At 43.7% G+C, this 16,766-nt stretch carries 22 protein-coding genes and 1 CRISPR repeat array; of the genes, 19 read left to right on the forward strand and 3 right to left on the reverse strand.

The window, feature by feature from the left end; all coding sequences use genetic code 11:
* The first annotated feature begins 87 nt into the window (after positions 1-87).
* Positions 88-564 (forward strand): hypothetical protein, encoded by a 477-nt coding sequence (locus UCH003_RS08150; RefSeq protein ID WP_060826136.1) that lies wholly within the window; start codon positions 88-90, stop codon positions 562-564.
* A 60-nt stretch (positions 565-624) separates the two neighbouring features.
* On the opposite strand, the gene UCH003_RS08155 is transcribed toward UCH003_RS08150, so the two are convergent.
* A complete protein-coding gene (locus tag UCH003_RS08155) occupies positions 625-1,509 on the reverse strand; it encodes a 3'-5' exonuclease (protein WP_060826137.1) in 885 nt (294 codons plus the stop codon).
* A 143-nt stretch (positions 1,510-1,652) separates the two neighbouring features.
* On the opposite strand from UCH003_RS08155, the gene UCH003_RS08160 reads away from it, so the two are divergent.
* Genes UCH003_RS08160 through UCH003_RS08190 form a run of 7 tightly spaced genes read left to right on the forward strand, consistent with a single transcriptional unit; the run spans position 1,653 to position 7,855 of the window.
* The gene (locus UCH003_RS08160; RefSeq protein WP_060826138.1) at positions 1,653-2,735 is read left to right on the forward strand and encodes an ABC transporter permease; all 1,083 of its coding nucleotides are present in this window, start codon (positions 1,653-1,655) and stop codon (positions 2,733-2,735) included.
* Positions 2,732-3,358 (forward strand): ABC transporter ATP-binding protein, encoded by a 627-nt coding sequence (locus tag UCH003_RS08165; RefSeq protein ID WP_231964762.1) that lies wholly within the window; start codon positions 2,732-2,734, stop codon positions 3,356-3,358. Before UCH003_RS08160 ends, UCH003_RS08165 begins: the two co-directional genes overlap by 4 nt.
* Positions 3,342-4,919 carry a cbb3-type cytochrome c oxidase subunit I gene (locus tag UCH003_RS08170; protein WP_060826139.1) on the forward strand — a complete coding sequence of 526 codons (1,578 nt, stop codon included), beginning with the start codon at positions 3,342-3,344 and terminating at the stop codon, positions 4,917-4,919. Before UCH003_RS08165 ends, UCH003_RS08170 begins: the two co-directional genes overlap by 17 nt.
* Positions 4,912-5,913, forward strand: coding sequence for a hypothetical protein (locus tag UCH003_RS08175; protein WP_060826140.1), 1,002 nt, complete (start codon positions 4,912-4,914; stop codon positions 5,911-5,913). The genes UCH003_RS08170 and UCH003_RS08175 overlap by 8 nt, the downstream gene beginning before the upstream one ends.
* Complete coding sequence (locus tag UCH003_RS08180; RefSeq protein ID WP_060826141.1) at positions 5,903-6,442, forward strand: YceI family protein; 540 nt, start codon at positions 5,903-5,905, stop codon at positions 6,440-6,442. Before UCH003_RS08175 ends, UCH003_RS08180 begins: the two co-directional genes overlap by 11 nt.
* Positions 6,443-6,450: 8 nt before the next feature.
* Positions 6,451-7,212: a metallophosphoesterase gene (locus UCH003_RS08185; protein ID WP_060826142.1), complete on the forward strand. Its 762-nt coding sequence runs from the start codon at positions 6,451-6,453 to the stop codon at positions 7,210-7,212.
* Complete coding sequence (locus UCH003_RS08190) at positions 7,202-7,855, forward strand: histidine kinase dimerization/phospho-acceptor domain-containing protein (protein WP_158509037.1); 654 nt, start codon at positions 7,202-7,204, stop codon at positions 7,853-7,855. Before UCH003_RS08185 ends, UCH003_RS08190 begins: the two co-directional genes overlap by 11 nt.
* Before the next feature lie 68 nt (positions 7,856-7,923).
* Positions 7,924-8,345: a CRISPR direct-repeat array (repeat unit 30 nt; unit sequence GTTTAAATACAAATCTTGTGTCGGTTCGAG).
* 513 nt (positions 8,346-8,858) lie between these two features.
* Here UCH003_RS08190 and UCH003_RS08195 read toward each other — a convergent pair.
* Positions 8,859-9,515, reverse strand: a complete 657-nt coding sequence (locus tag UCH003_RS08195; RefSeq protein WP_060826144.1) for a hypothetical protein — start codon at positions 9,513-9,515, stop codon at positions 8,859-8,861.
* A gap of 15 nt (positions 9,516-9,530) precedes the next feature.
* The gene (locus UCH003_RS08200; RefSeq protein ID WP_060826145.1) at positions 9,531-10,208 is read right to left on the reverse strand and encodes a S24 family peptidase; all 678 of its coding nucleotides are present in this window, start codon (positions 10,206-10,208) and stop codon (positions 9,531-9,533) included.
* 486 nt (positions 10,209-10,694) lie between these two features.
* Between UCH003_RS08200 and UCH003_RS08205 the strand changes: the two genes are divergently transcribed.
* The 11 genes from UCH003_RS08205 (at position 10,695) to UCH003_RS08250 (ending at position 16,761) form a co-directional block, all read left to right on the forward strand.
* Positions 10,695-10,913: a hypothetical protein gene (locus UCH003_RS08205; protein ID WP_060826146.1), complete on the forward strand. Its 219-nt coding sequence runs from the start codon at positions 10,695-10,697 to the stop codon at positions 10,911-10,913.
* A 2-nt stretch (positions 10,914-10,915) separates the two neighbouring features.
* Positions 10,916-11,134: a hypothetical protein gene (locus UCH003_RS08210; protein WP_060826147.1), complete on the forward strand. Its 219-nt coding sequence runs from the start codon at positions 10,916-10,918 to the stop codon at positions 11,132-11,134.
* A complete protein-coding gene (locus tag UCH003_RS08215) occupies positions 11,118-11,393 on the forward strand; it encodes a hypothetical protein (RefSeq protein WP_060826148.1) in 276 nt (91 codons plus the stop codon). Before UCH003_RS08210 ends, UCH003_RS08215 begins: the two co-directional genes overlap by 17 nt.
* On the forward strand, positions 11,383-11,853 hold the full coding sequence (locus UCH003_RS08220) for a hypothetical protein (RefSeq protein ID WP_060826149.1): 471 nt from the start codon (positions 11,383-11,385) through the stop codon (positions 11,851-11,853). Before UCH003_RS08215 ends, UCH003_RS08220 begins: the two co-directional genes overlap by 11 nt.
* Positions 11,850-12,437, forward strand: coding sequence for an HNH endonuclease signature motif containing protein (locus UCH003_RS08225; RefSeq protein WP_060826150.1), 588 nt, complete (start codon positions 11,850-11,852; stop codon positions 12,435-12,437). Before UCH003_RS08220 ends, UCH003_RS08225 begins: the two co-directional genes overlap by 4 nt.
* Positions 12,438-12,529: 92 nt before the next feature.
* Positions 12,530-13,102 (forward strand): hypothetical protein, encoded by a 573-nt coding sequence (locus UCH003_RS08230; RefSeq protein WP_144440997.1) that lies wholly within the window; start codon positions 12,530-12,532, stop codon positions 13,100-13,102.
* Positions 13,099-13,320, forward strand: a complete 222-nt coding sequence (locus tag UCH003_RS08235; RefSeq protein ID WP_060826152.1) for a hypothetical protein — start codon at positions 13,099-13,101, stop codon at positions 13,318-13,320. Before UCH003_RS08230 ends, UCH003_RS08235 begins: the two co-directional genes overlap by 4 nt.
* A gap of 95 nt (positions 13,321-13,415) precedes the next feature.
* Complete coding sequence (locus UCH003_RS13685; RefSeq protein ID WP_158509038.1) at positions 13,416-13,568, forward strand: hypothetical protein; 153 nt, start codon at positions 13,416-13,418, stop codon at positions 13,566-13,568.
* Positions 13,569-13,673: 105 nt separating this feature from the next.
* Positions 13,674-14,159, forward strand: coding sequence for a hypothetical protein (locus UCH003_RS08240; protein ID WP_144440998.1), 486 nt, complete (start codon positions 13,674-13,676; stop codon positions 14,157-14,159).
* A 65-nt stretch (positions 14,160-14,224) separates the two neighbouring features.
* Complete coding sequence (locus tag UCH003_RS08245; protein WP_060826154.1) at positions 14,225-14,602, forward strand: hypothetical protein; 378 nt, start codon at positions 14,225-14,227, stop codon at positions 14,600-14,602.
* An 8-nt stretch (positions 14,603-14,610) separates the two neighbouring features.
* Positions 14,611-16,761 (forward strand): DDE-type integrase/transposase/recombinase, encoded by a 2,151-nt coding sequence (locus tag UCH003_RS08250; protein WP_060826155.1) that lies wholly within the window; start codon positions 14,611-14,613, stop codon positions 16,759-16,761.
* Positions 16,762-16,766 lie beyond the last annotated feature (5 nt).

Below are 16,766 nucleotides of genomic sequence, written 5' to 3' on the forward strand. Positions count from 1 at the left end.
GCTCAAAATTGTAAAAATGTGAACTTTGGTATAATAAGTTCCATACAAGTAGTTAAAAGACATTCTTACAGATAAGGTATTTTACAAATGAAAGAACGAGATAATATAGATATTAAGCTTGGTGGAACTTCTCAACAAACAGCTATTAAAGCAGCAGATTATTTAATTTCTCTTAACATAGGCTTTCATGTTCCAAATAAAACACATAGAAGGAACTTATTAATTGCTTATGCTGAAAAAGGATTAACGTTATATGGGAAAGCATTCGATATAGTCAAAAGTAAAAATAATATTAATTATGACTCAATAGAAGATATTAGAAAGAATTTTGATTCTATAATCATTTATGAAATAAAATCAACTGCAAAAAAAACCGTAAAAGAAAACTTTAAAGGACATTTTTTTTCCATATCTACAGCTGAATTACTTACAGCACAAAATATTAAAGGAAAGTATAAATTTGCTTTTGTTAATACAATTAATAAAACATGGGAAGAATTAACTTTAGAGGATATTTTACGAAAATCAAAAGGTATTTATCCAACATGGAGTATACAATTTTAACTTCATATTATTTTCTCTGCAACTCTTTTGAATCTTCTATTTTCCTTTACATGTAAAACTTTACGGATACGAAACCAACACCTTCTCTATCGCCTCTTTCAGTTCGCTACTCAAATTATCCATCTTATTCACCATCCATACAAGATAGTTGCGGTCTATCTCTAACACTTCCAGCGGCGTTTTACCCGCGTATTTGCCAAAGCCGATGGTGAGGGTGATGTCCTCTTTGGTGGATTCGAGGGCGTGGAGTATGGAGGCTTTCATGTCTTCGTCGAGTCCGTTGGAGTTTAGCATGTAGTGGAGGTCTTGGCGATCCGTCTTGGCGACGTCGATGAACTTTTTGCCTTTGTTTTTACCATACGGTATGTGACTTAGGACGATGGGCTCAGAACAGAGTAAGATCATCTTGGGTATGGAGTGCTCGTCGCACAGGCGCTCAAAGAGGTATTTGAGTACGATGACATCGCCTAGCGCGTCGTGTGCGTTGATGCGAATGCCGAGCTTTTGCTCCAACGCTTCTTCTTCACGGTAAAGTCCCCATTGGTAGCGTTTGTACTGCAAGCTAAACGAGCCATCGAGCGGATAGTAGGCGCGAAGTACGCGAAAGGTGTCGATGAGACTCATCTGTGAGGTAAAGCCCTCTTTGGCAAGCATACTAAGATCAAACGCGGCATTTTGAATGACGAGGATATTGGCAGGCGAGTTGAGTTCCAGAAGCCTCTTATATGCCCGAGTCTGAACGCATGAGGGTTCGCCCTCAACCTTTTCAGGCGTGATGTGGTGTATCGCCATCGCTTCGTAGGAAATAGGCAAAGGCGGCTTGCACAGCGCGTCATGCACCTCTTCGATCTCAAACTCTTCATTTAACACCAAAAAGCTGAGCTGACAGATGCGGTCTTTTTCAAACATTCCCGTGGTTTCAGTATCTAACACGATGATCTTCATAGCATTTCCTCTTGCAACATTGCGTGCATTGTACTTCGACATAGCTTTCAAATGTTTTACATGTAAAGGTAATTCATACTCCATTCATATTGGTTTTCTAAAATTGTCATTATTATCCAACAAGGAGTCGTCTTGGAGTCGTCTTGGTCTCACTCTTTTTTAAAGCGCTGAACCGTAACCGCTTTAAAACCTTTCTCATTTACCTGAGCATTACCGTCGCGATCACAGCGATCTTTATGATTACCTCGATTTCACGGGGCATCATCGGCATGTACTCCACGATGCTCAAATCCGAGGGTGACATCATCATCACTCAAGCCAAAATCGCCGATACCTTTTTCAGCGATGTCTCTGTTTCGCTCGTTTCCTCCGTGCAAACCGTAGCAGGGATCAAAGAGGTGTATGCGCTCATCCTTGGAGCTAGCCCTATCAATGAGCTTCCTATCGCCGCCATTTACGGTGTGAGCGAGAACCGCTTTAAGACCTATGCGCTCACACAAGGTTCTTACCCCAAAAAAGGCGAAGTGATGCTGGGCAAAAACATCGATGCGAGACTTCATTCACCCAAATCTGTGAGCATTTCCAACAAAATGTTCACGGTTTCTGGCATCTTTGAAAACGGTGTCGGCTTTGAAGATGGCGGGGCGGTTTTAAACCGTGAAGACGCCAGCGCTATCTTTAACAAAGAAGCGTCCATTTTGCTTGCAAGCATCGACAAAAGCGCTGATGCAACCTCTTTGATAGAACACATCAACGCTTTAAGCCCTGACATCGAAGCCAAGACCACCCATGAATTTGTGGACAACTATAACCAGTTCAAGATCATCGAGACCTCCTCCAACGTCATCAGCGCGGTGGCGTTTTTGATGGGGCTTTTGGGCATTGCAAGCCTCATTAGCATCACGATCAATGAGCGAAGAAGCGAGTTTGGTATCCTTCGTGCCATCGGCAAATCCTCACGTTTTATCATGAGCATGGTAGTCGGTGAGACGTTTATCATCACGTGCATTGGCTTTATCTCAGCCCTTTTGCTCTCCAAAGGGCTTTTGTTGATGATCGCGCATATCGAGAAATTTCAAGGCTACGTCAACGGTGAACTAAGCGTCCAAACCATCGTCGTCGTTTTTGGATTTTCTCTGTTTATGGCACTTTTGGGCGCTCTGCTTCCAGCTTACAGCGCTTCGAAGATCGACCCGATCATTCTGATTCAACGAGGTGCGTTATGATCCTAGAAGCACGCGGCATTACGCACTACTACAAAAATGACCTTGCGTTAGATAACGTCCATTTTACGGCTCAAAAGGGTGAGTTTATCGCCATCGTCGGAGAAAGTGGCGGGGGAAAATCGACCCTGCTTTCCATTCTCTCTTCCCTGCTTCGTCCGACCCTTGGCGAGCTCTTTTTTGAGGGAAAAGCGTACACGCAGATCACAAACATTGATGCGTTTCGTCAAAAAGAGATCGGATTTATCTTCCAGTTTCACTACCTCATCGGGTATTTAACGATTTTGGAAAACATTAAACTTGCCGCCATCGACAAAAAAAGCCCCTACATCGACACGCTTTTTGAGCAATGTGGCATCGAAGCGATCAAAAACAAATACCCCGATGAGATTTCAGGCGGACAACGTCAACGTGCCGCAATTGTGAGAGCGCTTGTCAATCACCCCAAAGTTCTCTTTGCCGATGAACCCACGGGCAATCTGGACTCGCACAATTCGCAAAATATCTATGAGCTATTCAAATCGCTCTCCAAAAGTGGCACGACCCTTATCATCGCAACACATGACCGCCATGTATCGGCATATGCAGACAAAATTATCGAGGTAAACGATGGAAAAATTCTCTAGTTTTATACAAAAATCCTTTGCTATTAGCGCACTTTTTTTGCTCTTTGGCTTAGCGTTTGGATTTGAATACTCACTCAATCTTTTGGGCTACTTTCTCCCCTCTTCCACGCTTTCAGCGGTCAATGCCAGAAGTGCGCATATCTCTTTGATGCTTTATGGTTTTGTGCCGTTGATGCTCTCGTTTTTACCGTTTGTCTTGATGGAAAAAGAGAACATCCACAGCGAAAAAGGGCTTGAAAAGCTAAGAGTCTATTTTACGCTCTGGTGCGTCTTTTTGGTCTTTATGACGATCAGCCTTTTGATGGGTGTTCACCGCGGGCTTGCGTTTTACGACTTTGCGTATGAGCTAAACTTTATCCTTGCGTTTTCAGGGCTTTTTTACATCTTGGCACTGTATGATTACATCAAGGTCTACAAGGTCATTCCTCTGTGGATCAAAGTCTCTTTGTACTTGGTCATCGCTTCGCCCATCGCGCTTTTGGTGCTGATGAACCCCGTCATCGGACAAGTGGAAAAAACCGTCGTAGGACCGCATGGGGACAATACGCTTGGCATGAGTTACACGCTTATTCCCATCTTTTACCTGCTCATTAAACTCCACGCCAAAGAGAGCTTTGTCGCAAAGTATCACGCGATGTGGATTATTCCGCTTGTGGGCTACATCGCTTCAGTAGCACACCGCATTTTTATAGGAGAGCTTACCTACAACCAAGAGTGGTTTTTTCAGTACCTCACCCTTTGTTTTGTGCCGTTGCTTCTTAAATGGCTCAAAGATGCAAATATCACGTTTCAAAACAGCCCCTCTTTAATCATCGCGGTCTATGCGTTTTTGTTTGTTGACATCGAGGGGAACATCTTGTTTATTCCCTCCATTCGCTGGTTGTTTCACCGCAATGACCTCGTTGTAGCACATGCCCACATCGCGATGGGAGTTGGCATCTTTTTTATGGCGATGGCGGTTGTTTCGCCCTATCTTAAAAAACTTAACGAGCGCTCGTTTAGCCTTTTTTACACGCTCGGTTTTACACTGATGCTCATCGCCCTTTCGATGGCAGGGCTCATGGAAGCGGGCTTTATACAAACAGACATTCATCTTCTATGGACGATTCGTATGCTTTGTGGGCTTTTCATCATCCTTGTGACGATGGGCTTTTTTTACCCTGAGCTTGGCTGGCGTCTTGAGAAGCTCAATGCGCTGAAACTCTACCATCTTGCAGGCTTTGCAAGTGATGCTTTGGGCGGTCTCTTTTTGTTTGTCTTTGCCGCAACGCTTTATCCGCTTTTGGGCTTTGGTTTTGAGGGTAAGTACGAGTATGTCGTCTTTGCGTTTATGACAACGACAGGCATCATTCATCTTTTTGCACTCATGCACCCTCTTCACGCGCTCCTGCTTGCCAAGATCAGCGCGTTTAACCGCATCGCAGTTTCTTCGATGTTTTTTTCGCTCTATCTTGCGCATCAGCTTGGTGTTGAGGGCATGATGATCGCGGTGTATGACCTTGTTTTTGCCTCCATCTATCTCATCCTCGCATCCACATTGCAAAGGAGTGCTTATGTTTAATGTCCTTTTCACCCTCTTTGTCGCCAGCGAGTTTTGTTACTACTTGCTCATCGCGCAAACGGGCATCATCGAAGTCTTTCACTCCGACGTCCAGACCTTTTTTACCTTGCCTTTGGGTGGCGTTCTAGGAAGCTTGTTGGTGTACCGCTCGTGGGGTTGGCTCAATACCGATCAGCGAAAGATCATCTTTTTTGTGGGCATTCAAGCCTTGTGTTCGTTTTTTTATCCCTCGCTCAACCTTGCGGTCTTGGCACTGCTTGGCGTGAGTTTGGGTATGAGCGCTCCGCTGTTGATCAAAGTCTCCAAAGAACGCATGGGTGAGATCGCCATAGCATTAGCCTTGACCTATGCACTTGCTACGGCACTCTTTACCTATGCGCCTATTTTACGGGGTAATCTTGCCATTGCGCTCTCAGTGACCGCGTTTACATGTAGCTTTTTTCTGCACCGTTTGCCGCCGCACCGTGTGGAGATCGCCTCGGAGCGTTTGAGTCTTTACGCAGTGGCTTCCATGGCAATCTGGGCGTACTTGGACGCGAATCTTTTTGAAACGCTCTCACGTAGCCTTGACATCGCCATTTGGAGAGAGCCGACATGGCATATCATCTGGGTGTTTCACCTCATCGGCATGGGCGCGGCGTACTTGCTTCGAGACGTGTTTAAAGAGCAACACGCGTTCATCATCGCCTTTTTGTTTGCGACGAGTTACGCTCTTTACGCGGCGCGAGAGGCATTGCTTTTAAGCATGGTTTACCCGTTTGTCATCTCGTACTACAACTTTGTCATCCTCAAACGCCTCTCCAAGCTTGGCGATCTTAGGCTGTTGGGTGTCATCATGGTGTTTACGGGGTGGATCGCGGGTGGTGGCGGGCTCCTTAGCGCGCTTTTTGGTTACACCTATGTGGGTGTTTTGTTTATTTGCGTGCTTTTGTGCGCTGAAATGTACGGCTTTATCTATCAAATTTCTCAAAAAAGGATCAACAATGTTCACTAAAACCATCGTCTCTTTGCTTGCGGCATCGCTTCTGTGCGGCACACTGTTTGCCAAAGAGCTTCATTTTCAAGAAGGCACCATCGGCGCGCAAACTGAAATCTTAGGTGATAGCAACATCAACCCCAAAAGTTCGCACATTAGCGCAAATTTGAGTATGGACGATACGATTGAGTCGCTCAAAGGCGAGATCACGCTAGAGCTTTTAAGCCTCAAAAGCGACAATGAAAAACGCGATGAGCATATGTACGAAGCCTTACATGTAAAGACGCATCCTAACACATTTTTCAAACTGAAAGAGGTCGTCAAAGAGGCTGATGGTTACCATCTCATAGGCATTCTAACGCTCAATAACCAACCCAAAGAGATCAACACCAAAGCCGAGATCACCGATCAAAACGGATTTGTGAACCTCAAAGGCAATTTTACGATCAAGATGAGTGCGTTTGGCATCGAACCGCCAACACTGCTTTTTTTAAGCGTTCGTGATGATGTGGTCGTCTCGTACGATCTTATTTTGGCAAAACGTTAGGCAAAGCGATGTTTGAAAAGGGGTACGAAAAGCTCAACCTCAAACGCATGATGCTAAGCATCGAGCACCTGCCCTCCTCGTTTGAGAACTTTACCATCGTGCATCTAAGCGATTTACATGTAAACGCTAAAACGCCGCTTCATGCCCTTGAAACTTTGGTCGCCAAGATCAATGAACTTCACATCGACATGGTCGCTCTCACAGGCGATCTTTTCGATGCTAAGCCCTCGCGCATTCGCACCCAGCTTGAGGTTTTAAAACAGATCAAACACCCTGTCTATTTTGTCAGCGGCAACCACGATCTGCTCTTTACATGTAAAACGCTTCGTTCTGAAATCGAAGCGTTGGGATTTACCCTCTTAGACAACCGTATAGTCACGTTGCACAAAGAGGACGCGCGTTTGCAGCTGATGGGACTTAGCGATGCGTTTAGTGCGTATTTTGGCATCAAGCGCCATGAAAAAGAGCTTTTTGCCACATTAGATCCTCACCTTCCTACGCTCTTGCTGGCGCATCAGCCCAAAGACATTCGTTTTGCCAAGCATTTCAGGGTCGATGTGCAACTCAGCGGTCATACGCACGGCGGGCAGATCTACCCGTTTGGCTACATCGTCAGGCTCTTTCAGCCTTACCTTCACGGTTTACATGTAAAAGATAAAACACAGATTTTCGTCACAACGGGGTATGGGTGTTGGGGCTTTAACCTGCGTTTTAAAGCGCCCAGTGAAGTGGTCATCATCCGGTTGGTGGGAGCAAAAGATGCAGATTAAGGTGAAGTTGCTGTTGTGGTATCTGTTGGTTCAGAGTCTCATCTTAGCCAGTTTTAACTACGCGCTTTTTATCAACGTTGAGCACAATCTAAGCGAAAATATCTCAGGCGTCATCCAAACGCACGAGGCGATTGAGCACTTTTTAAACACGGTGTGGCTGTTGAGCCCTTTTTGCATTGTGCTCTCCAGTTTTGGTGGGTACTTTTTGATCGGTCGCTATTTTAAACCGCTTCAAGCGATGCTTCACAACATGCAAACGATCAACGCGAAAGAGCTTTCAGGGCGCATCGAAACACACAACAATGACGATGAGATCAGCCGACTCGCCACCGCGTTTAACGCGATGCTAGAGCGCTTGGAGCATTCATTTACCGCGATTAAAGCGTTTAATACCCAAGCTTCCCATGAGCTGAGAACGCCTCTGACCATTATGCGAGGCGAGATCGAGATTGCACTGCGTAAAGAACGTTCCGACGAGGAGTACCGTCGTATCTTAGAAGTGCAACTCGAAGAGATCCAAGCCCTGCAAACCCTCATCGAAGATATGCTTCTCTTCGCTGAAGGTAACGCAAGTTTAAGCTATGAATACTTCCCCAAAAAACAACTGCCGTTTTCGATTTTAAACACCGCTTTTGAGAAATAAAAAGCGTACATCAAACACACATATCGGTTTGAGTTATACAAATAGACGAAGACGTTAGCGATATAGTTCTTTAAATACAAATCTTGTGTCGGTTCGAGGCATATTAGTAGCAAACGTATGGCGCATATTATAGTTTAAATACAAATCTTGTGTCGGTTCGAGTGTAAGTGATTGTATTAATTAAATAATAGCTACACTTGTTTAAATACAAATCTTGTGTCGGTTCGAGGTTGGCGACGTCTTAGTGTTGCCAAGATGTCCCAGTTTAAATACAAATCTTGTGTCGGTTCGAGAAAAGTCTTTATTCGCGATCGATATAATTTCAGCTTTGTTTAAATACAAATCTTGTGTCGGTTCGAGCCGTGCGGCTTTTTTACTGCCTTTGGCGTGTTGGTTGTTTAAATACAAATCTTGTGTCGGTTCGAGTGATAAGACACTCTACAACTCAGCGAGTGCGTCAGTTTAAATACAAATCTTGTGTCGGTTCGAGAATATAATGGGTTTTCTATTCCTTGTTTTTGTGAGGGGCTGTATGAAATGATAGTGTAGGAATTTTGGCGCACTTCCCTAAAATAGGCACTTTGTGGCGTGTGTTACTGGTGTTTCATCTTTAAATTATTCTGCTGTTTTTTCACTCTCGTGTTCTTTTGCGAAATTATTGACTTGATTCGTGAAAACTTTGGTGTTTATCTTTAACATGGATAGTTGTTTATACTTCGATGTATAGGCTGTTTGTGCTTGATTTGTGGTGCGAAAATTTATGCGAAAATGTTGGTGGTCTTTTGATGATCTGCTTTGGTTGTTTAAGTGTTGCTAAACTGCAACAAACGAACACGACAAACGAACAGAAACGAACATGACAAACGAATACCGCGAAAAGGCTATTTTGTTCCTTTGGGTGTTTCCAAACTGTGATAAAGGAACACGACAAAGGAACACGACAAAGGAACATATTTTCAGGTGATAAACGAACAAAGTATTATATTTAACTCAAATTGATATTTTATTGTGATACTACCCATTTGTCATCTTGAATTTTCAAGCCAAAACTTTTTCCTATGGTGTGCATTGATGTGACAGTGGTATCTAACATCTCTTTGGTTTGTCTGTCGTATTGTTTTATGTCGTCAAGTAAAGACGGTTTTTTGGTGTCCATGAATTCGACAAACTTTTCGCACTGTTTTCTATTGATATTGTAAATAGTGCTGTAGTCTTGTCGAATTGAACTGACTTGCTTTTTTATCTCTTTATCGTGAAGTTCAGGCGTACGATATTCCCCTGCAAAAAACTCTTTACTCATGTCTGCATACATTGAAGCATATTGACGCGCCTTTGATATGCTGGGACTCTGTCTAAAATCTGTCATTGTCATTTCTGCAAAAGCTTGATTTGACATAATGTGATTAAAATAAGTCATGACCGTTTTTTGATCTTCTTTGAAATACTGATCTTTTACAACTGGGTCTGTTATTCTTGGATTTTTACTCGTATCGTATATGGCGACAGCCATAATTCCAAAAAAACAAAAGCCAATTGCTATACACGTACTCATAAAATATGTATAGAGTTTTCCCTTGCCTTTTGCGAAAAACCTCTTTATAAAGTATCTACCTACAAAAACACCCGCAACAAAAACTACTACAATCAAAAAACCAACCATCTACCTCTCCTTATTTTAAAATATCCGAATTTTTGCCCTGACAATACCCACGATTGTAAGGTATTGTAATTCATCATCGTGTAGCTCTATTTCGTCATAGTGGCTATTTTCACTCAGCAACTTGACCCATTTTTTGAACGGATCCATTTTTATGCGCTTGATGTACACGGAGCCATTGATATTGGCTATGACTGTTTCGCCGTTTTTAGCGTCGTCATGACGTTCGATGAGCACCGTTTCACCATTAGAGATATACGGTTCCATGCTGTCGCCAAAAACCGTGATGATGTCGAGCTTATCAAAGCGACGAACATTCACAAGTTGCTCTAAAAATCTTCGATCAAGGCGCATCGGTTGCGGTACGTACTGCCCCTCGTTAATCGCTCCATACCCTGCGGCGGCAATAACATCAGGATAGTAGTTTACCGAAACAGAATTGTCGTCTTCTACTCTATTTGTAGTGATAGGTAGAGAACCTTGTTCTCCAAGAAGCATTTCTCCTTTACCTGTAAGTAGCCAATAAACATTGATATTGCAGATTTCCGCAATATCAACAATTGTGCTTGCTTTGGGTTCAGATGTTCCTTTTTCATAGTCAGCAAGTGTTCTTTTGCCTATTTTAAGGCTATTTGATAAATCTTCTTGCGTTAGCTTTGCATAATTTCGTGCCTGAATGATGCGAGTTTCTAACATTTTAGACCTTTTAAATTGCAATAAATTACATTATTCTATTGACAAATGCAGAAATCTGCATTATAATGCCACCATACCAAAAAAAAGACTACTTTCTTTTTGGTATGTGTTTCTTTTTTTGAATTGTATCGTATTTCTGAGTTTTGAGAAATACGCCTTCTTTAACATAACAGCTACAGCTCAGGTACCTTTGATTAGGTGGGGAATTGACCCGTAAAACTGTAGTGCGCAAGGCGTTTCGCCGACCATAGGAGTGCTTACGAGAGGGCAACTGTGGCAACTTTTAAATTCTTAAAAGCATGTAGTGGTTTCTTGTTTTTAAGAGTTTAAATTTTAGGAGATACCTATGCCGGATATGACAGCGATACTCCCAGTGGTGGCAATATTTGTCGTATTGTATGTGGTGCTAAGGCGCAAGCCTAGGGCTAAAACGGAGAACTTAGAACCGATCAAAAGCGTTCTTGGGTTTATGAAAGGAAAAAAGTGATGGGAAAAGCTCTTTACATTCTAAACGAATTAAAAAACAAAGACGTGCTTGACATGCAACAAATAGGCATAGAGTATGAGGATGTAGACGATGCAATAGCCGAACTTGCAGAGTTTCGTGAGGCTTTTGAAGTAATGAAAAAGCTTGAACAAGAGTTAAAGGGTATTAACCCTGAGCTTATGTTGTTAAAGCTTGTTACTGCCGCACTTAAGGAGTGATGATGTTCGAAAATACAAAAGCTATCTTGCATAGCATCGTCGAGGGAAAACCTCCTCGCAAAGGAACGAAGACATATGCGAAGATAGACGATGCGCTGTTTGAGGTCTTTACGGCAAAACAAAAACTACAAGCCGCAGAGAAAGAGATCGCAGAGCTAAAAGAGAGAGCCGCTTGCGGACAAAAGTTTAAAGCGGAGGCAAACGATGAAAGCAAACTTTGACAATATGAGAATATTTACGACTGGCAGTATGAACGCGTTAGGGGAGGTACTTAAAGACTATGTTATCGATAGTGATGACATCGACGATGATGTAAAGCGAAAAATTACGAATGCTTTTAATTATGCCGGACAGAGAGTTAATGTTTTAAATTGCCTATACGATGATAACGTAAAAGATGACGTAAATGATCTATCTGATGTTATCGAAGTTGAACTGTTAAAGCATGAAAAATCGGAGGAGGATGACGATGAGCTATGATATTTTCGAAAAAAAGGCGGCTCTTAACAGCGAATTTGAAGTAATCCCGACGAAGATACAACTCTATGCGGAGGGCGTCGGTTTCGACGCAAACGGCTATATGCGGTATGACGGCTTAACCTATCCTACGGACACGGTAAAGTTGTCGAGCTTGCCGCTAAAAATACGAGGGTTATTTGCGCCGCAAAAATACGATGTCGTAACTCCGGGGACACGCGATATCGACACAACCGGCGGTAAGACATCTCCTTTGCAGATAGACGGAAACCTGATAAATCTTAGCAAGATTTTGATGGAACAACTCGAAAATATTACGAATCCCGAAAAAATTAAAGACGTTGACATAATCGCTGAGCTTAAAAAAGCGAATGCCGTGTGCAACGTAGCGGATAAGATTATTAATGTCGTTGATCTATCCTTGCGGGTTGAAATATTTAAAGATAAAAAGTTGTGCAGATGAACTATACGCATACGCAAATAGCTTTTTTAAAGAAGCATGAAACCGTTGAACGAAAAGAGCTTACCGAGCTTTTTAATGCTGAATTTGGGACACAGCAATCCTTTGAGGCGATTAAACAAAAATGCAAAGTTCTCGGCTTAAAAACAGGTAGGGATGGATGCTTTAAAAAAGGACATACCCCTCCCAATAAGGGCACGAAAGGGCTTGCGGGAGCAAACAAAACATCGTTTAAAAAAGGCGACGCACCGCATAACACGAAGGCGGTCGGGACGATTACGAAAATAAAAGATTCGAACGGCTATTGGTACACAAACATTAAAGTCGCCGAGCCTAACAAGTGGCAAATGTTGCACACATACATTTGGGAACAAGAACACGGCAAGATACCAAAAGGCTACTGCGTAATCTTTAAAGATAGGGATACCGAGAATATGAGCTTGGATAATCTAATGCTCGTTTCGAGGTCGGAGTTAGCAAGGCTAAACCAAAAGTACGCTGCGATCGATCCAAGCCTTAGGGAAGTCGCTTTACAGGTTGTAAAGATACAAAGTGCAGTTATAAAAAAAGGAGGAGGACACCGATGACGAATAGCGAATTTTGGAAGTCCTACGTGGCGAAGTGCTCTGAAAAAGGTCTACCCCCCCTCTATAAGAACGCTGAGGAGTTTGACAAAGCGATGACGGAACCGCCGAAGCCTTACAGTTCGGATGACTTTACGCCGCGCAAAGACGAGAGTACGCAAGATAACGATGATGACTTCGAGCATATGCTCTATTTGATGCAACAATCAAACGGATTCGTTGAAGATGAGTACCTTGAAGAAAGTACAAAAGAAGAACATGTGGAAACGGTTAAACCTAAAGTATGTGCATGTTGCCAAGAACCAAAGAGTGACGATGCCTTTGGAACTCTTAGAAATGGGGAGCTACGCAATATATGCAAAGCATGCCACGGTAAAAAGATCAGCCTCTCAAGATGCAAAATCAAAGAGGTTACACCCATTACGAAAGAGCTTGAGATGCAGACAGATCATTCCACGCAGATCAAAGCGCGAAAAGACTTAAGTATGGCAATGGGTAGCGATGCAGGCGATGACAAAGTAGCGATTATGAAGCTAAGTGTTTTTCATGCCGCACTAGGTATGGCATACGAAAGAGGCGTTGCAGAGGGTAAAACCTTTGCTGACTTGACGATCACCGAGGTCGAACCCCCAGTGATCTTAGATGAAGTTTTAGGAGAAAGAGCATGAGCAAGATCGTTATTTTGAAAGTAAAAGAGTATTTTAACGAAGAGCAGTTGGCAGCATTGGCGAGTGAAGAGGAAGCCACCATTACCGTTACAGGTACACTTGAGGCGGTCTACTTTAACGCAGAAGATTATTACAACGTAATCGAAGCGGCGCAGATGTTTGACCAAATGACTGAGAATACTGACGATGAGGATGGTCGCAATGTGCAAAATGATTAAACGATTTAAACGGTTTTTGGGAGAGAAAGTGGTGCGCCCTGTGCGTATAAAGCTCTACTTAGTAGAGTGGAATTTAACGAAGTAAGGGGTTTGGAATGTTGATGATCGAAAAAAGTGACGAAGGATTTTCGCTAACGGTAGCGGGGGATGCTTCGCATATCCTAGCAGAGCTTACGATTCTCGTTGAAGTGGTGCAAGAAAAGATTAAAGAAATAGATGTGCGTGAAATTCTAAACGACCCTATTTAAAAATGCCTAACAGGTGCGTATTTGAAAGCTATGAGGAGACCGAAAGGTGCAAAAGAGAAAGAACCTGAGCGAAAAGCCGACGGTGCTGAAAGTAAAGAGTAAAAGGTGCTCCCTATGTGGGGCTTGGCACCACGGTGCGACGAGAGTCTGCGAAAAATGCAAAACGATGAAATGAAAATCCTAGCCAACGGCATGGAAAGACATCGGGCAATACAGGCTATCGCGGAAGCAGGCATCGACAGTATGCCCCTATATGACCTCTTTCGCTATGCGAAGATTAAAGGGCATACACTCTTCTTTGTATTTAAAGCCGATGCCGCACGGTTTGAGTTCAAACACCAAAAGGAGCGGATATTGGAGCGCATGAGAGCGTATTACGCACTGCATAAAGAGCGTTTGAAAAAGGCGAACGCTCTTTTTAAAGATATTGCTTGCGTCGTGATTGCCGAAGTGCAAAAAATAGAAGCTAAAAAAGAACCTCTTCTTTATAAAGAGCGTTCTAGCGGAAATTTTACAATTGGATGTAGCGACCCTAAGCTTCGTGCTTTATTTGAAAACATACAACAAACTATTAAAACGAAATTATCTTAAGAGCTTTTATCTGAAGGTGAAGGCTCTTATGAGAATTTCTCAAATACATACGAAAGGACGGGATGATGGACGAGTTAGAGCAACTACAACTACTCGCGCGCATGATCGAAACGTCTCGTGAGACAGGGAAGCAACTTACCATAAAGCAAGCGCAGCGCAAGATACACCGCGAGTACATTACGGCTCAGCTTTGGAATAAGCACGGATTAAATCCCTCGGGGTTCATTCTTGTTAGCGGATTTAAAGGTGAGCTTGAGGGTGACTATGAAACAGCTGATCCGCGATATGAGTCCGTGTTTAACAACTTCTTGAAGATGGACAACAAGCTGACCGGAGAGGTAGGCTTGAAACTGCGCGAAGCGATGGATAAGCTAGGCATCGACTATCGGCACTCTCCGACGTTTCCCCTTGACGATCTTAAAAATGACGCTGATGTGGCGTAGGTCGTAACATGCTGTACGTTGAAACAAGCGTGATCGCCAAAATAGCAGGCGTTGGAGACAGAACGATACAGGCCGCAATAGAGCGAGGCTCAAAGCAGTACACGAGCATTCGCATCGATGCAAAAGGCAGAGGCGGTAAGAAGCTACTTATTGCGATCGATGAGGCAAAGCTGAGAGAGGCGGTCGTTTGCGGTACGGTTGATAAAGATGTTCCTATTTGGGATGAAACGGGAGTCCTTTTAAAAGAAAACAGTTTCATTTCAAATACAAATATTAAAGAAACCACACCGCAAGATGCCGCCCCCGATATGACAACCTACCTCAATGCTACACCTGAGCAGAGGCAAAAGGCACTTTTGCGCATGGAAGTCGTTGAACGCTATGAAAAACGCGATAAAAGGCTCAATGTTAAGGCATTTTTGGACACTTTAGAAGCTAAATTTAGCGCACTTTCGATGAATGAAATGAAGCTTTTTAGGTACAAAAAGCTCGTTGAAACTGCCAAAAAAGAGGCAAAAAGCCCTTTAGAAGCACTGCTCGACAGCCGAGGGAGGCAAAAGGGCACGATAAACATGAGCGAAGAGATGCAGGATATGGCAGTGCGCATGTTCGCACGCCGTGATAACCCGCTTAAAGTCGCCTCAATTTATCAAAATATGCTCCACCAGTACAAAAAGGAGATGTGCAGTTATGATGTGCTCAACAACTTCCTAAACCGTTGGAAACGTGAGAACGCATCGCTTGCTGAGTTTGCACAAAATGCTGACAAATGGAAGAACAACCGTCTCGCAGCGTTTGGAAGCAGTAGCGAAAAAGCGAAGTACCCAAACCACTTTTGGGAACTGGACTCGACACCGTGCGACATCATCTGTAAGGATGGTAAACGCTATGCTATTTTGGGCATGGTGGATGTGTATTCGCGTCGTTGTACCTTTTGGGTGGACGAGAAGTCAAGCAGTTACAGCATCTCTCGTTTGCTTCGCAAAGCGATCTTAAAAATGGGTGTACCTGAACATGTGGTGGTGGACAACGGTAAGGACTACCAGTCCAATCACTTCGACTCTATTACGTATAACCTCGGCGTACAAAAGATCACGGTGCCGCCGTTTAGCGGCGACATGAAACCTCACATCGAACGGCTCTTTGGCACGCTGAGCGCTCAGCTTTTTGAAGAGCTAGAGGGTTACATAGGGCATAGCGTAGCCGAGAAATCGGAGATAGAAAGCCGAAGAGGCTTTGCACACAAGATCGCCTCGCAAGCGAAGTGGTATGAGCAAGCAAAGAAAGAAGAAAAGCGAACGTTCTGCAATGCCTTAGCGATCAAAAAAGACAACCTTGGTCTTGAAGTAAAAGTGCCCGTTGATGCAGAACGGCTACAGCAGATCATCGACGGATGGGTTGAGGGTATTTACGAAAAAAGAGAACACAGTAGCCTCGGCAAGTCCCCGTTAAAACGGTGGACTGATACGTTTATGCCTGTAAAGAGCATCAGTGACCCGCGTGCGCTTGACATTCTGCTTGGTGAAAGCTTTGAAAGGCGTGTCGGGAAGAAAGGTATACGCCTCAACGGTGCGCTTTACCAACATGTACACCTTGCGCATTACATCGGGGAGATGGTTCGCCTAATGTGCGATGACAATATGGGGCATGTGTACGTTTACAAGATGAACTATGAGCCTATCTGTATCGCCGAAGACTACGAATACACGGGTAAAAGCAGAGCCGAGCTTGCAGAGGGTAAACGCATCAGTCACCGCATCGCTAGAGAGTACGCGAAGCTTCTTGAAGAGTGGGAAAACATCAGCCGTAAGGTTGATCCATCCATCCGACATCGCATCGATGCGTCTTTGAAAGAAAACTCCCCACTGGTGAGCACAAAGGTTGTCTCTAAGGTGACCGAGGTTAGCAGCGCAGTAATAGCGGCATCCAAAGAGTTTGCTCGTCAAGATGCGGAGGTTGTAGAAACTTCAAACATCATGAACATGGAGGGAGAGAAACTACTCCCATCAGGTCGCCCGGCATTTACACAACTTGTCGATCGGTTTATGTGGGACTTGGAACACGACACGGTGGATGAGAGCACGAACAGGTTAAAAGAGAAACAACCCGACTTATGGGAGATTGCAGCAAAAGAGTTTGCACGAAAAAAGGTTGGATAGTGGAG

This window comes from Sulfurospirillum cavolei (assembly GCF_001548055.1).
Lineage (GTDB): Bacteria > Campylobacterota > Campylobacteria > Campylobacterales > Sulfurospirillaceae > Sulfurospirillum.